14 protein-coding genes and 1 tRNA gene are annotated in these 12445 nt (G+C 68.8%); 5 read left to right on the top strand and 10 right to left on the bottom strand.

Going from position 1 to position 12445, the window contains the following annotated elements; all coding sequences use genetic code 11:
- Nucleotides 1-4 precede the first annotated feature (4 nt).
- A complete protein-coding gene (locus tag ACIP5T_RS15775) occupies nt 5-646 on the top strand; it encodes an NAD(P)-dependent oxidoreductase (RefSeq protein ID WP_400865477.1) in 642 nt (213 codons plus the stop codon).
- Nucleotides 647-648: 2 nt separating this feature from the next.
- On the opposite strand, the gene ACIP5T_RS15770 is transcribed toward ACIP5T_RS15775, so the two are convergent.
- Together ACIP5T_RS15770 and ACIP5T_RS15765 are read right to left on the bottom strand one after the other, a co-directional pair.
- Nucleotides 649-1953, bottom strand: coding sequence for a DUF4032 domain-containing protein (locus ACIP5T_RS15770; RefSeq protein WP_400865474.1), 1305 nt, complete (start codon nt 1951-1953; stop codon nt 649-651).
- Between the two features lie 79 nt (nt 1954-2032).
- A complete protein-coding gene (locus tag ACIP5T_RS15765; RefSeq protein WP_311259627.1) occupies nt 2033-3136 on the bottom strand; it encodes a sn-glycerol-3-phosphate ABC transporter ATP-binding protein UgpC in 1104 nt (367 codons plus the stop codon).
- A 229-nt stretch (nt 3137-3365) separates the two neighbouring features.
- On the opposite strand from ACIP5T_RS15765, the gene ACIP5T_RS15760 reads away from it, so the two are divergent.
- The 3 genes from ACIP5T_RS15760 (at nt 3366) to ACIP5T_RS15750 (ending at nt 5531) form a co-directional block, all read left to right on the top strand.
- Nucleotides 3366-4346 carry a DsbA family protein gene (locus ACIP5T_RS15760; RefSeq protein WP_400865472.1) on the top strand — a complete coding sequence of 327 codons (981 nt, stop codon included), beginning with the start codon at nt 3366-3368 and terminating at the stop codon, nt 4344-4346.
- 42 nt (nt 4347-4388) lie between these two features.
- Nucleotides 4389-4461, top strand: a tRNA-Thr gene (locus tag ACIP5T_RS15755).
- A 116-nt stretch (nt 4462-4577) separates the two neighbouring features.
- Nucleotides 4578-5531: an aldo/keto reductase gene (locus ACIP5T_RS15750; RefSeq protein ID WP_400865470.1), complete on the top strand. Its 954-nt coding sequence runs from the start codon at nt 4578-4580 to the stop codon at nt 5529-5531.
- A gap of 28 nt (nt 5532-5559) precedes the next feature.
- Here the strand turns inward: ACIP5T_RS15750 and ACIP5T_RS15745 are convergent, their stop codons facing one another.
- The 6 genes from ACIP5T_RS15745 to ACIP5T_RS15720 all read right to left on the bottom strand — a co-directional run bounded on the left by ACIP5T_RS15745 (nt 5560) and on the right by ACIP5T_RS15720 (nt 10419).
- Nucleotides 5560-6255 carry a response regulator gene (locus ACIP5T_RS15745; RefSeq protein WP_400865468.1) on the bottom strand — a complete coding sequence of 232 codons (696 nt, stop codon included), beginning with the start codon at nt 6253-6255 and terminating at the stop codon, nt 5560-5562.
- Nucleotides 6252-7517: a sensor histidine kinase gene (locus ACIP5T_RS15740; RefSeq protein ID WP_400865465.1), complete on the bottom strand. Its 1266-nt coding sequence runs from the start codon at nt 7515-7517 to the stop codon at nt 6252-6254. The genes ACIP5T_RS15745 and ACIP5T_RS15740 overlap by 4 nt, the downstream gene beginning before the upstream one ends.
- Before the next feature lie 41 nt (nt 7518-7558).
- On the bottom strand, nt 7559-8368 hold the full coding sequence (locus ACIP5T_RS15735) for an ABC transporter permease (RefSeq protein WP_400865463.1): 810 nt from the start codon (nt 8366-8368) through the stop codon (nt 7559-7561).
- Nucleotides 8365-9276 carry an ABC transporter ATP-binding protein gene (locus ACIP5T_RS15730; protein ID WP_400865460.1) on the bottom strand — a complete coding sequence of 304 codons (912 nt, stop codon included), beginning with the start codon at nt 9274-9276 and terminating at the stop codon, nt 8365-8367. Before ACIP5T_RS15730 ends, ACIP5T_RS15735 begins: the two co-directional genes overlap by 4 nt.
- Before the next feature lie 103 nt (nt 9277-9379).
- Complete coding sequence (locus ACIP5T_RS15725) at nt 9380-9763, bottom strand: MmcQ/YjbR family DNA-binding protein (protein ID WP_400865458.1); 384 nt, start codon at nt 9761-9763, stop codon at nt 9380-9382.
- Between the two features lie 2 nt (nt 9764-9765).
- Nucleotides 9766-10419, bottom strand: a complete 654-nt coding sequence (locus ACIP5T_RS15720; RefSeq protein ID WP_400865455.1) for an SOS response-associated peptidase family protein — start codon at nt 10417-10419, stop codon at nt 9766-9768.
- 75 nt (nt 10420-10494) lie between these two features.
- Between ACIP5T_RS15720 and ACIP5T_RS15715 the strand changes: the two genes are divergently transcribed.
- Nucleotides 10495-11436 carry a DMT family transporter gene (locus ACIP5T_RS15715; protein ID WP_400865453.1) on the top strand — a complete coding sequence of 314 codons (942 nt, stop codon included), beginning with the start codon at nt 10495-10497 and terminating at the stop codon, nt 11434-11436.
- Between the two features lies 1 nt (nt 11437).
- Here the strand turns inward: ACIP5T_RS15715 and ACIP5T_RS15710 are convergent, their stop codons facing one another.
- Nucleotides 11438-12025 carry a nitroreductase family protein gene (locus tag ACIP5T_RS15710; RefSeq protein ID WP_400865450.1) on the bottom strand — a complete coding sequence of 196 codons (588 nt, stop codon included), beginning with the start codon at nt 12023-12025 and terminating at the stop codon, nt 11438-11440.
- The gene (gene msrB / locus ACIP5T_RS15705) at nt 12022-12426 is read right to left on the bottom strand and encodes a peptide-methionine (R)-S-oxide reductase MsrB (RefSeq protein WP_400865447.1); all 405 of its coding nucleotides are present in this window, start codon (nt 12424-12426) and stop codon (nt 12022-12024) included. The genes ACIP5T_RS15710 and msrB overlap by 4 nt, the downstream gene beginning before the upstream one ends.
- Nucleotides 12427-12445 lie beyond the last annotated feature (19 nt).

The following is a 12445-nucleotide window of genomic DNA, read 5'->3' as shown; positions in this document are numbered from 1 at the left end:
GCACATGGCTCGCATCGTCGTCCTCGGAGGAACAGGCTACGCCGGCCGCCACATCGTCTCAGAGGCGGTGAACCGCGGGCATGAGGTGATCGCGATCTCGCGCAGCACTCCTGCGGATGCGGTCGAGGGCGCCTCGTACGTGCAGGGATCCGCGCTCGAGATCTCGTCGCTCGCGAGCGCGTTCGACGGTGCGGATGCCGTGGTGTCGGCCCTCTCGCCGCGTGGCGACATGACCGACCGCGTGCTCGACGCGCTCACGAACGTCATCACGGAGCTCGCAGACACCAGCACGCGCCTGGGCGTCGTGGGCGGCGCAGGCGGGAGTCTGGTGGCGCCGGAAGGGCCGCGGCTCTTCGACCTGGACTTCCCCGAGGAGTACAAGCACGAGGCGCAGGTCGGCATCGACTCGCTCGCCCTGCTCGAGAACACAGACGAGACGCTCGACTGGTTCTTCATCCACCCGGCCGAGGTCTTCGGACCCTGGGCCGAGGGGGAGCGGACGGGCCACTACCGTGACGGCGGAGACGTGCTCGTGCGCGATGCCGACGGAAAGTCCTTCATCTCGGGGGCCGACTTCGCTGTCGCCGTGATCGACGAGATCGAGCGCCCGGCGCACCGCCGCGGCCGCTTCACCGTCGGCTACTGACGTCAGACGAGGTCGCGCCAATCGACCTCGTCGTCGTCGTCGGTGACCGGATTGGAGCCGGTCACCACGGGCAGGCTCATCGTCTCGGTGGGCGGGCCCATGATGGTGGCCTCGTCGCGACGATGCCGCAGCACTTCGTTGATGTAGCTCGTCAGCACCTCGGCGAGGGGAACAGAGCGTCCCTGGGCCTGTGACAGGTACCACCGGTGCTCGAGCACCTGGTGGAACACCTCGGCGGGTTCGAGCTTCGCACGCAGTTCCCACGGAATCGCGCGCACCACGGGCTCGAACACCCGGGTCAGCCATTCGTGGGCGTACATCTCTTCATCGGCCCACTGTTTGGTCGAGCGCGCACGGAACTCGTCGAGGTCGTTGAGCAGGCGTCGCGCCTGATTCTCTTCGACATCGAGGCCGGTCAGACGGATCAGGCGACGCTGGTGGTGCCCGGCATCCACGACCTTGGGCTGGATCTCGACGACGGTGCCGTCAGAGGTCGTCGACATCGACATCTCATCGATGTCGAAGCCGAGAGCGTTCAGGCGCTCGACGCGCTCGGTGATGCGCCAGGTCTCGGAGACGTCGAAGGACTCCTGCGCCGTCAGCTCGGCCCACAGCGAGCGGTACGACGAGACGATCCCGTCGGCGATGGCGACCGCGTCGACGCCGTGCTCCAGCCGTCCGCCCGCGGCGAGGTCCATGATCTCGCCGGCGATGTTGGTGCGGGCGAGATCGAGGTCGTAGGCGCGCTGACCGTCGGTCAGGCCCTCCTCATGGAGTTCGCCCGTCTCGGCGTCGACCAGGTAGGCGGCGAAGGCACCGGCGTCTCGACGGAAGAGCGTGTTCGAGAGCGAGACATCTCCCCAGTAGAAGCCGACGTTGTGCAGACGCACCAGGAGCACCGCGAGCGCATCGACCAGCCGATTCGCGGTGTCGGGTCGCAGCACCCGTGTGAAGAGCGCGCGGTAGGGCATGGAGAACCGCAGGTGCGACGTGACGAGGGCGGCAGCGAGTGGCTCGCCGGCGGCATCCGAGCGTCCGGCGATCACGGCGACCCGGTCGACGCAGGGCACGTCGAGTCTGGCGAGGTTGCCGAGCATCTCGTACTCGCGCTTCGCCATCTCGTCGGTCGTCTCTTTGACGGCGACGACCTGGCCCGACAGATCGGCGAACCGCACCAGGTGGCGCGAGAGGCCTTTCGGAAGCGAGACGATCAGCTCGGACGGCCACTTGGCGAGCGGTGTCGACCAGGGGAGTGCGAGCAGCCCGGGGTCGATCGAGCTCGCGGTGATCCGCAGCGCATCCTGCATGTCTCTCCAGTCGGTGGGGCGGAAAAGAAGAAGCGGCGCGGGCGACCGAAGTCAGCCCGCGCCGCGTCTGTCGATCCGATCAGGCGGAGACGATCGGCTTGTCGTTCAGGCGGACACCCGACTCGATGTCGAACGCGTGCACGTGGCCTGCGTTCGCAGCGAGGGTGACGGTCTCACCCGCGTTGGGGTGGCTGCGACCGTCGACACGGGCGACCAGGTCGGCGCGCTTGCCGTTGATCTCGGTGTGACCGTAGAGGTAGCCGTCGGCGCCGAGCTCCTCGACGAGGTCGACGACGACCGAGAGGCCCTTGCCGTCGGCGGGGCCGACGGTGATGTCCTCGGGGCGCACGCCCACGGTGACCTGCGAGCCGTTGGCACGGCCGACCGTGTCGCGGTCGAGCGGGACGACCTCGGTGCCGAACCGCACGCCGCCCTCAGCCAGGTCTGCGCTGAACAGGTTCATGGCGGGCGAGCCGATGAAGCCTGCGACGAACACGTTCTCGGGCTTCTCGTACAGGTCGCGCGGCGTTCCGACCTGCTGGAGCAGGCCGTCCTTGAGCACGGCGATGCGGTCGCCCATGGTGAGCGCCTCGGTCTGGTCGTGCGTGACGTAGACCGTGGTGACGCCGAGACGACGCTGCAGCGAAGCGATCTGCGTACGCGTCTGGACGCGGAGCTTGGCGTCGAGGTTCGACAGCGGCTCGTCCATGAGGAAGACCTGGGGCTGACGGACGATCGCGCGGCCCATGGCGACACGCTGACGCTGACCGCCCGAGAGCGCCTTCGGCTTGCGGGTCAGGTACTCCTCGAGGTCGAGGAGCTTCGCGGCCTCGAGCACGCGGGTCGCGCGCTCTTCCTTGCCGATGCCGGCGATCTTGAGCGCGAAGCCCATGTTCTCGGCGACCGTCATGTGCGGGTACAGCGCGTAGTTCTGGAACACCATCGCGATGTCGCGGTCCTTCGGCGGCACGTCGGTGACGTCGCGGTCACCGATCAGGATGCGGCCGGCATTGACCTCTTCGAGGCCGGCGAGCATGCGGAGCGACGTGGACTTTCCGCAGCCGGACGGGCCGACGAGGACGAGGAATTCGCCGTCGGCGACCTCGAGGTTGAGCTTGTCGACAGCCGGGCGGGTTCCGCCCGGGTAGAGGCGGGTGGCCTCGTCGAAAGTCACAGATGCCATTGTGTTTCTCCTTCACCGGCAGGTACGTGCCGGACGATCCGTAGTGATAGAGCGGCGGAGCTATCCACCGTGACCCCTCATCGGGTCGGAATCAGTATGGCAGAACCCGGTCCATCTGGGTATTTCTCAGCCTGGCTGGTTAACATCGATCTCGGCCGCCTTTCGCGGCGTTCGCCGCCCGAGTGGCGTCCGGGGCCACCCTGCCCCCCTGAGACTGTCTAGAGGAACGATGTCGAGCGACGAGACGCCGAACGTCCCCAGCCCTCGCAATACGCGTGAGGCTGTGCGGGAGAAGGCCCAGAAGGTGCACGCCCAGCAGTCGAGGGCGCGTGTGATGCGACGGATCATCCTCGGCGCCGTCGCCGTGGTCGCCGTGGGCGCCATCGGCACCGCCATCACCCTCGCCGTCTCGGCGCAGGTGTCCAAGCCTCAGCTCACCCCCGGCGGCATGAACGACGACGGCATCCTCGTCTCGGACATCAGCGCATCCGCGATGGCGGACGAGACGGTCGCACCCCCGACCCCGTCGGAGACCGAAGCGGGCGGAGCGGCGACGCCGACTCCCGAGCCGACGACGTCGAGCACGGTCGACATCCACATCTACGTCGACTACCTGTCGCCGGATGCCGGCGAGTTCGAGCGTGCGAACGCACGTCAGCTCGTCAACTGGATCTCCGAAGGGGCGGCGACCGTCACGTACCACCCGGTCGCGCTGCTCACTGCGAGCTCGAACGGCACCAAGTACTCGCTGCGCTCGGCGGCGGCTGCGGCCTGCGTCGCGACGCACTCGCCCGCGCAGTTCTACGCGTTCAACCACGACCTGCTCGACGACCAGCCTGAGGTGAACACCGACGGCTTCTCGGATGCGCAGCTGGCCGACATCGCCGGTGCGGTCGGCTCGGACAACGTGAAGAGCGTCCGGTCGTGCATCGAGGACCAGGACTACGTCACCTGGGCGAAGGAAGCCACGTCGCGTGCTCTCGAGGGTCCGCTCGTCGGGTCCGATGACCTCGTGCTCACCGCTGCCCCCATGATCGTCGTGAACGGCGAGGCCTACGTCGGTGCGCTCGACGACCCGAGCGAGTTCTCGCAGTTCGTGCTCACCGTCGCCAGCGACGCCTACTACGCCACGGAGACCCCGACGCCGGCGCCGACGCCGGCGCCCACCGAGACCACGGAGCCTGCTCCCTCGGAGACTCCCGCCGCGTAGTTCGTCGGCGCCCGCCGACCATCGCTAAGCTGGGAGGCATCCGCCGACTTGGCGCAATTGGTAGCGCACCGTACTTGTAATACGGGGGTTGCAGGTTCAAGTCCTGTAGTCGGCACACACGAATGGAGGCCCGCGTCCCCACTGGAAACAGGGGGGCGCGGGCCTTCGTCATGTTCACGCAGATGACGTCACACGGGAAATAGTGCGAGCGGGTCGCAGGTTGTCCCGAGTATGACTCGTATCGGAAACAGTGATCTTGACGTCTTCCCCCTCTCGCTCGGCGGCAATGTGTTCGGCTGGACGGCCGACCGCGACGCATCGTTCGCGGTGCTCGACGCGTTCGTCGAGGGCGGCGGCGACTTCATCGACACGGCAGACGGCTACAGCGCGTGGGTGCCCGGCAACTCGGGCGGCGAGAGCGAGACGATCATCGGCGAGTGGCTCGCGTCTCGCAGACCGGAGAGTGTCGTCGTCGCGACCAAGGTGAGCCAGCATCCGGACTTCAAGGGTCTCTCGGCGACCAACGTGCGCAAGGCCGCCGAGGCCTCTCTCGCGCGCTTGGGCGTCGACACGATCGACCTCTACTACGCGCACTTCGACGACGAGACCGTTCCGCTGGAGGAGACGGTCGCGGCCTTCGGCGAACTCGTCTCGGACGGACTCGTGCGCCACGTCGCGGTCTCGAACTACACGGCGGAGCGCATCCGCGAATGGATCGAGATCGCGGGCCGCACGGGCGTCGCCCTGCCCGTCGCCGTGCAGCCCCACTACAACCTCGTGCACCGCAATGACGTCGAGCAGACGATCATTCCCGTCGCCGAGGAGTTCGGCCTCAGCCTCGTGCCCTATTACTCGCTGGCCAGCGGCTTCCTCACCGGCAAGTACCGTTCGGTGGACACCGAGGGGCAGACGTCTCCGCGTGCTTCCGGTGCGGCGAAGTACGCCACCGAGGCCGGGCTGCGGATCATCGACTCCCTCGAGGAGATCGGTGACGCGCACGGTGCCTCGATCGCTGCGACCTCGTTGGCGTGGCTGCGCGCCCAGCCGACGGTCGCCGCCCCCATCGCGAGCGCCCGCACGGTCGAGCAGGTTCCCGATCTCCTCGCCGGCGCGCGTCTCGAGCTGACGCCCGACGAGGTCGACGCGCTGAACCGCGTCTCGGAATGGACCCCGGCGAAGGCCTGATACCGCTCGCTCTGCCCTCCGCCCCGACCTAGGGGCCGGAGGGCGGAGCGTCGTCGTCGACGAGACCGAGTCGATGCGCCAGGATCACCAGGTGGATGCGGTCGCGGGATCCGAGCTTCGAGAGGATCCTGCCCACGTGCGTCTTGACGGTGGATTCGCTGACGAACAGCGCCTGGGCGATCTCTGCGTTGGTGAGCCCGCGGGCGATCTCGACGAACACGTCGCGTTCGCGGTCGGTGAGCTCAGCCGTGACGTCATCGATCGCCGGGGGCTGCGGTGCGTGCGTCGCGCCGAGCGTCGGCGTCACATGCTCCAACAGCATCCGAGTGATCCGGGGCGAGAGCGCGGCATCGCCCCTGTGGATGGCGCGGATCGCCGCGATCATCTCGTGACGCTGAGCGTCCTTCAGCAGGAACCCGCTCGCTCCGGCGCGGATCGCACCGAAGGCGTATTCGTCGAGATCGAACGTCGTCAGCACCAGGACTCGGGTGTGCGGGTGCTCGCGCACGATGGCCTCGGTCGCGGCGATCCCGTCGAGCCCCGGCATCCGGATGTCCATCAGCACGAGGTCGGGGCGCAGCTCGGCCGCCTGGGCGATCGCGTCGTGCCCGTCTGCGGCTTCGCCGACCACGACCATATCGGCCTCGGCATCGAGCACCATCCGGAAACCGACGCGGATGAGGGCCTGGTCGTCGACGAGGAGGAGTCTGATCGGGTCAGTCATGGTCGTTCCTTCGTTTCGCGGTCCGATGGATCGGATGCTGTGACCGGAAGCTCGGCGCGGAGCATCCACCGCCCGCCGTCGACGGGTGCGGAGGCGATGGTTCCCCCCGAGTGCGCTGCGCGCTCGGCGAGACCGCGCAAGCCGAAACCCGATGTGCCGACGGGGCCGGTGACGCCGTCGTTCACGATCTCGATGTCCACCGCATCCGTGGTCTGCACGATCCGGACGTCGATCGACGTCGCAGCCGGTGCATGCCTCATGGCGTTCGTGACGCCCTCTTGCACGATGCGCCCGACCGCGTGCGCGAGGGTGGGGGAGAGCGGAGCGCCCCCGGTGATCGAGAGAGACACCGGAAACCCGGCCCGCTGCGCCTGTGCGACGGTCTCCTGAGGGGGCGTCGGCTCGAGGGGAGCGAGAGGAAGCGGTGAATCGTCGGCTCTGAGGACGCCGAGCATCGCGCGCATCTCCGTGAGTGCGCTGCGCGCCGTCTCCGCGGCGGAGGACGCCGCTGATCGAGCCTGCTCCGGGTTCGGCGTCGCGGCCGCGCCCTCGGACAGCGCGACGATCACGGTGAGCGAGTGCGAGACGATGTCGTGCATCTCGCGCGCGATGCGAGCGCGTTCGCCGGCCGCGGCGAGCTGCGCCTGCTGATCCCGTTCGACGAGCAGCTGACGTGAGCGGTCGATCACGGCGGCGAGGTAGCGCTTGCGCCCGCCGACGTTCACGCCGATGAGAGTGCCGATCAGCCCGAGGACCAGCGACATGATCACGGCGTTCGCCGCGATCTGCAGAGTGATGACCCCCGCGAGCATCAGCAGGCCGCCGAGCGCGGCGAGGGAGGCGAGGGCGATGCCGAAGGCGGTCCATGCGGCTCGCGATGAACGGTAGACCGCGAGGGAGTAGCAGGTGACCAGCAGCAGCGGCGAGCCGATCGGCTGCAGTGCGAAGAGGAACCCGGCCTCGAGTGCGAAAGTGGCGACGAACGGCACGAGCGGACGTCGGCGCCGCCACATCAGCGTCGCGCAGGCGGCGACGACGGACGCGGGTACCAGGATGGCCACCCCGATGGCGAGTGGCATCGGAAGGTCACGGGTGATGACCCCGGCCGGCACGAGCGAGAGGAGCAGACACACGAGGGCGATCAGGACGTCGGCGACCACCGGATGCCGCGCCCAGAAACGACGAAGGACGCCCGGTGGACGCGGCAGCCGCAGCCCCTCGTCCTCGCGGACTGAGGTGCTGCGGCTGCGCGTGGGGGTCACCGGGCGACTCTACGCGTGTTGTTCGTCATGCGATCTCGGGGTCACGCATCGCGCGTGCGGAGCACGGCCCAGGCGGCGAGCATGCCCGCTGCGACCCAGCCGCCCAGCGTGAGATATGCGACCGGACCCTCGAGAGCAGCGCCCTCGGGGAGGATCGCGCTCTGCGCCGCGGCGACCGGGAGATAGCCCGCGGCGTCCATGACCCAGGCCCAGGCCTCACCGGCGACCGCGAAGAAGCTCGCCACGATCGGCAGCACGAAAAGCAGGCCGACGGTCGCGGCGATCGCTCCCGCTCCCGAGCGCAGGATGAACCCGAACGCCACCCCGATCAGGGCGAACACGGCCATCGCGAGAGAGGAGACCACGATGGGCAGGATCGACGCCGAGGGGTCGCTCCAGTCGATGCTCTGATCGCGCGAGGCGACGACCGCGGAGACGGCCACGGCGGCCGCCGCGAAGATGACCAGCGAGGACACGAACATGAACAGACCGACCACGACCGCCTTGGCACCCAGCACGGATCCGCGCTTCGGGTTGGCCGCGAGCGTCGAACGGATCATTCCGGTCGAGTACTCGCCCGTCACCGAGATCGCGCCGAGGATGCCGGCGAGCAGCATCGTGAACTGGATCGGCATGACGACGGCCTGAATGGGCTCGAAACCCGGCAGGTCGATCGCCTGGGCGATGAGCACGGCGATGCCGATGGTGAGGATCGCAGCGATGCCGATCGACCACCAGGTCGAGCGCAGCGTCGAGAGCTTGATCCACTCGCCGCGTACGGCGCGGACGAACGTGAGCCGCCGACCGGTGTCGACGTGCTGGCGCGTGAGGGCGGGAGCCTGGACGGTCATGAGATCTCCTTCGTCCGGTACTCGACCGAGTCGCCGGTGAGCGCGAGGTAGGCGTCTTCGAGCGATCCGGTGGTCGGGGTGAGTTCGTGCAGGGGGATGCCGCGATCGGCGGCGAGATCGCCGATGCGCGAGGCGGGCAGCCCGACGATGTCGAGCAGGTCAGGAGCAGAGCTCACGATCTCGACCGAGGGGCCGCCCACCGCTGCGGCCAGATCAGCCGCGCGGGGAGTGCGGACGCGCACGGTGTTCGTGGTCCAAGCGCGCACGAGCTCCTCGAGTGGAGCGTCTGCGAGCACCTGCCCTCGGCCCATCACGATGACGTGATCGGCGGTCTGCGCCATCTCGCTCATCAGGTGGCTGGAGAGCAGCACCGTGCGTCCCTCGGACGCCGCGTGACGGACGAACTGGCGCACCCAGCGCACGCCCTCCGGGTCGAGGCCGTTGACCGGCTCATCGAGGATCAGAGTGTGCGGGTCGCCGAGCAGGGCGGAGGCGATTCCGAGCCGCTGCCCCATGCCGAGCGAGAACTTGCCCGCGCGCTTGCGGGCCACGGGGGCGATGCCTGCGAGATCGATGACCTCGTCGACGCGGGATGCGGGGATGCCGTGGGTCGCCGCCATCGCACGCAGGTGATTGCGTGCGGTGCGTCCGGTGTGCACCGCCTTGGCATCGAGAAGCACTCCCACCTCCGTGAGCGGGGCGCGGAGTTTGCGGTATTCCCGTCCTGCGACGGTCGCGGTGCCCGAGGTCGGCCGGTCGAGGCCGACGATCATGCGCATCGTGGTGGACTTGCCCGCGCCGTTCGGTCCGAGGAACCCCGTGACCGTGCCCGGCTGCACCGTGAACGACACGTCCTGGACGGCTGTCTTGTATCCGAATCTCTTCGTGAGGCCTTCTGCTGTGATCATGTCTACGACGCTATCGAGCGTCGGCTCGCCGCCGCGTCCTCCCTGGGTACCGTTCCTCGGGCACCAGGCATCATCCTCTCGGCGGATGGCGTGGACCGGACGCTCAGTCGGCGGGGCGCCCGAACAGCTCTGGGTCGACCGGCCGCTGCGCGCGGGGGAGCTTCTCGACCACCAGCCGGTACGACTCGGTGACGAGTTCGGTCACGAGGTCGTCTTCGAGCGACGGCCCCGGCATCAAGGTGATCCAGTGCTTCTTGTTCATGTGGTAGCCGGGCACGATGTCGGCGAACGTCTCTCGCAACGCGACGGAGTCGTCGGGGTGCGACTTGAGTGTCACGCGTCCTGTGCCATCGAGGGGGATCAGCAGGAACACGCGCCCTCGCACCTTGTAGACGTCCCACTCGGGGCCGAACGGGTTGTCTCGCTCCGCTCCGGGGAGCTCTTCGGCGCGCGCGATGGCTGCGGCGCCCAACTGTGTCGAATCCATGCTCAGAACAGCCGATCCGCGCCCTTGTCGTCCGCGCGGGGCGCAGCCTGAACGCGCTCATCGAACGCGGCTGCCGCGAGCAGAGCCTCGTCGAGGATCTCCTTCGTGGGCTCCGCTGTCAGCCAGTCCTCGCTCAGCTCGGCGGGGATCAGCAGCGGCATTCGATCGTGGATGCCTGCGAGATGAGGGGGAGCCGGGCGCATCACGATCGAGTAGCAGGTGAAGGACTCGCCATCGGCCGTGCGCCCTCGCTGGGTGACGGCCGCCATGCCGAAGAGCGCACCGTCGTCGACGACGAACTCGTGCCAGACGCGCTCGGGCTTCTTCATCTCGTACCAGCTCGTCGCGGGCACGAGAGCGCGGGTCTTCAGCCCGCCTGGGCGCTCCTGCAGGCGCTCGGAGCGGGTGTTGATCGACGGGAACTTCGAGGGCTCTCCGCCGATCAGGAACCCCCACCAGCCGGGCTCGAGCACGGGCTCGGCCTCGGGCTGCACCACGATCGGGTTGAGGTTGCGCAGATTCTTGCCTGTGGGGCGGACGGTCTCGCGCGCGTTCTGCTCGGCCCAGCCACGAAGCCCGTCGAGCACTGCCTCGTCGGCCGCGGCCAGGAGCTCGGTGTCGGTGAACCGGGGGTCAAGTCCATAACTCGCGCACATGCCGTCAGGGTACGCCCGGCCACCGACATCGTGCACCGGACGGGATGGCGAACCGGGCTCGGCTAGGGTCGTCAGGTGACCCAGGCCCGTCGACTGTCCCCGCCCCTCGCACTCGGCGGAGCAGTGGCGATCGGCGTCATGACGGCCATCCAGGCGCGCATCAACGGCGTGCTGGGGGTCGAGGTCGACAACGGCATCGTGGCCGGCCTCATCTCCTTCTCGGTGGGCCTCGCAGCCCTCGCGGCGGTGATCGTCTGCATCCCCTCAGCGCGGCGAGGTGTCGGACGCCTGCTCGGCGGCATCCGTGATCGGACGATCCCGTTCTGGATGCTGCTCGGCGGTGCCTGCGGCGCGCTCACCGTCTCGACTCAGGGAATCACCGCCGGGGTGCTCGGTGTCTCGCTGTTCACGGTCGGAGTCGTCGCAGGGCAGACGCTGCACGGGCTCGTACTCGACAGAATCGGGTTCGGTCCTGCCGGAGTCGTCGCGATCACGCCGGGGCGTGTGCTGGGCGGAGCGCTCGCTCTCTCCGCGGTGGGCATCTCGCTGAGCGGAGACGTGCTGGCCGCTGCGCCGCTCTGGATGCTGCTGCTGCCTTTCGCCGCGGGCGTAGGCATCGCCTGGCAGGCCGCGACCAACGGTCGTCTGGCGCAGCGCGTGCGCTCGCCGCTGGCCGCGACGTTCATGAGCTTCATCGCCGGAACCGTCGCCCTGCTCGTCGCTGCAGGCGTCAGCGTCGCGGTGCGCGGTGTGCCGGACGCGCCGCCGACCGCGCCTTGGCTGTACCTCGGCGGCGTGCTCGGCGCCGCGTACATCCTGCTCGGCGCTTTCATCGTCGCGCACACCGGGGTGCTGCTCATGGGGCTCGGGTCGGTGCTGGGTCAGCTCGCGACCTCGGTGATCATCGACCTGATCTGGCCCGCCGCCGCGGGCCCCGCGCCCTGGCAGATCGTCGGGATGGTCATCGTCGCCGTGGCATCCGTCGCCGTCGCGGTGCCTCGTCGGCGGCGTCGCTGACCTACTTCTTCTGCTTCTGCTTCTTCTTCGCTTTCGGCTCCGGCTCCGGCTGGGGCTTCGGCATCCGTGTCACGAGGCTGCGGGCATCGACGGGCTTGCGGCGACCGGGCCTGCGGCCTGCGGGCTTGCCGCCCACGTACAGCCAGCCGAGCAGCTCCTCGTTCTTTCCGAGGCCGTGGGCTTTCGCGACGGCCTTCGAGCGCGTGTAGTGGCCGGTGCGCCACAGCACGCCGAAGCCGGCCTCGTCGAGCAGCAGACTGAGCATGTGCGCGACGCCCGACGCGACGGCCTCCTGCTCCCAGCGCGGGACCTTCTCGCTCTTGCGGTAGCTGGCGACCACCGCGATGAGCAGCGGAGCGCGAAGCGGCTTCGACGACGGGGACCTGTCGCCCTCGGCCTTCGCGATCGCTGCGCCCAGCAGCTCTCGGTCGGATCCGCGCAGCTCGATCAGTCGCCACGGGCGCAGCGAAGAGTGGTCGGCGACGCGACCGGCGGCCGCGACGAGTTTCAGCAGCTCGTCACGCGACGGCGCCTCGTCGGTGACCTTCGAAGAGGACTGCCGTGCGCGAACGGCCTCGAGGGCGCTCACGACTCTTCGGGCGTGAAGTTCAGGGCGATGGAGTTCATGCAGTAGCGGTCACCGGTCGGGGTGCCGAAGCCGTCGGGGAAGACGTGGCCCAGGTGCGAGCCGCAGTTCGCGCAGCGCACCTCGGTGCGCACCATTCCCAGGGTCGTGTCCTCGATGAGCTGCACCGCGTCGGGCCGGATCGACTCGTAGAAGCTCGGCCACCCGCATCCGGAGTCGAATTTCGTGCCGCTCTTGAACAGCTCGGCACCACAGGCGCCGCAGGTGTAGAGGCCGGCACGGCCCTCGTCGAGCAGCTCGCCCGTCCAGGCGCGCTCGGTGGCAGCTTCGCGAAGCACGGCGTACTGCTCCTCGCCGAGCTCGTCACGCCATTCTTCTTCGGTCTTGTCCACGCTGTACGACATTGGTCCTCCTGGGGTCTGC

It is taken from the genome of Microbacterium sp. NPDC088619, assembly GCF_044752825.1.
Classification (GTDB): domain Bacteria; phylum Actinomycetota; class Actinomycetes; order Actinomycetales; family Microbacteriaceae; genus Microbacterium.
Note: the sequence above shows the minus strand (reverse complement) of the source record. Positions and strands in the feature narration are given on the sequence as shown.

What these genes read in the sequence shown, in the direction of transcription:
- ACIP5T_RS15735 (WP_400865463.1), bottom strand. Translation starts at nt 8,368, where the DNA reads ATGACCGTCCAGGCTCCCGCCCTCACGCGCCAGCACGTCGACACCGGT.
- ACIP5T_RS15730 (WP_400865460.1), bottom strand. Translation starts at nt 9,276, where the DNA reads ATGATCACAGCAGAAGGCCTCACGAAGAGATTCGGATACAAGACAGCC.
- ACIP5T_RS15775 (WP_400865477.1), top strand. Translation starts at nt 5, where the DNA reads ATGGCTCGCATCGTCGTCCTCGGAGGAACAGGCTACGCCGGCCGCCAC.
- ACIP5T_RS15760 (WP_400865472.1), top strand. Translation starts at nt 3,366, where the DNA reads ATGTCGAGCGACGAGACGCCGAACGTCCCCAGCCCTCGCAATACGCGT.
- ACIP5T_RS15725 (WP_400865458.1), bottom strand. Translation starts at nt 9,763, where the DNA reads ATGGATTCGACACAGTTGGGCGCCGCAGCCATCGCGCGCGCCGAAGAG.
- ACIP5T_RS15765 (WP_311259627.1), bottom strand. Translation starts at nt 3,136, where the DNA reads ATGGCATCTGTGACTTTCGACGAGGCCACCCGCCTCTACCCGGGCGGA.
- msrB (WP_400865447.1), bottom strand. Translation starts at nt 12,426, where the DNA reads ATGTCGTACAGCGTGGACAAGACCGAAGAAGAATGGCGTGACGAGCTC.
- ACIP5T_RS15750 (WP_400865470.1), top strand. Translation starts at nt 4,578, where the DNA reads ATGACTCGTATCGGAAACAGTGATCTTGACGTCTTCCCCCTCTCGCTC.
- ACIP5T_RS15770 (WP_400865474.1), bottom strand. Translation starts at nt 1,953, where the DNA reads ATGCAGGATGCGCTGCGGATCACCGCGAGCTCGATCGACCCCGGGCTG.
- ACIP5T_RS15720 (WP_400865455.1), bottom strand. Translation starts at nt 10,419, where the DNA reads ATGTGCGCGAGTTATGGACTTGACCCCCGGTTCACCGACACCGAGCTC.
- ACIP5T_RS15745 (WP_400865468.1), bottom strand. Translation starts at nt 6,255, where the DNA reads ATGACTGACCCGATCAGACTCCTCCTCGTCGACGACCAGGCCCTCATC.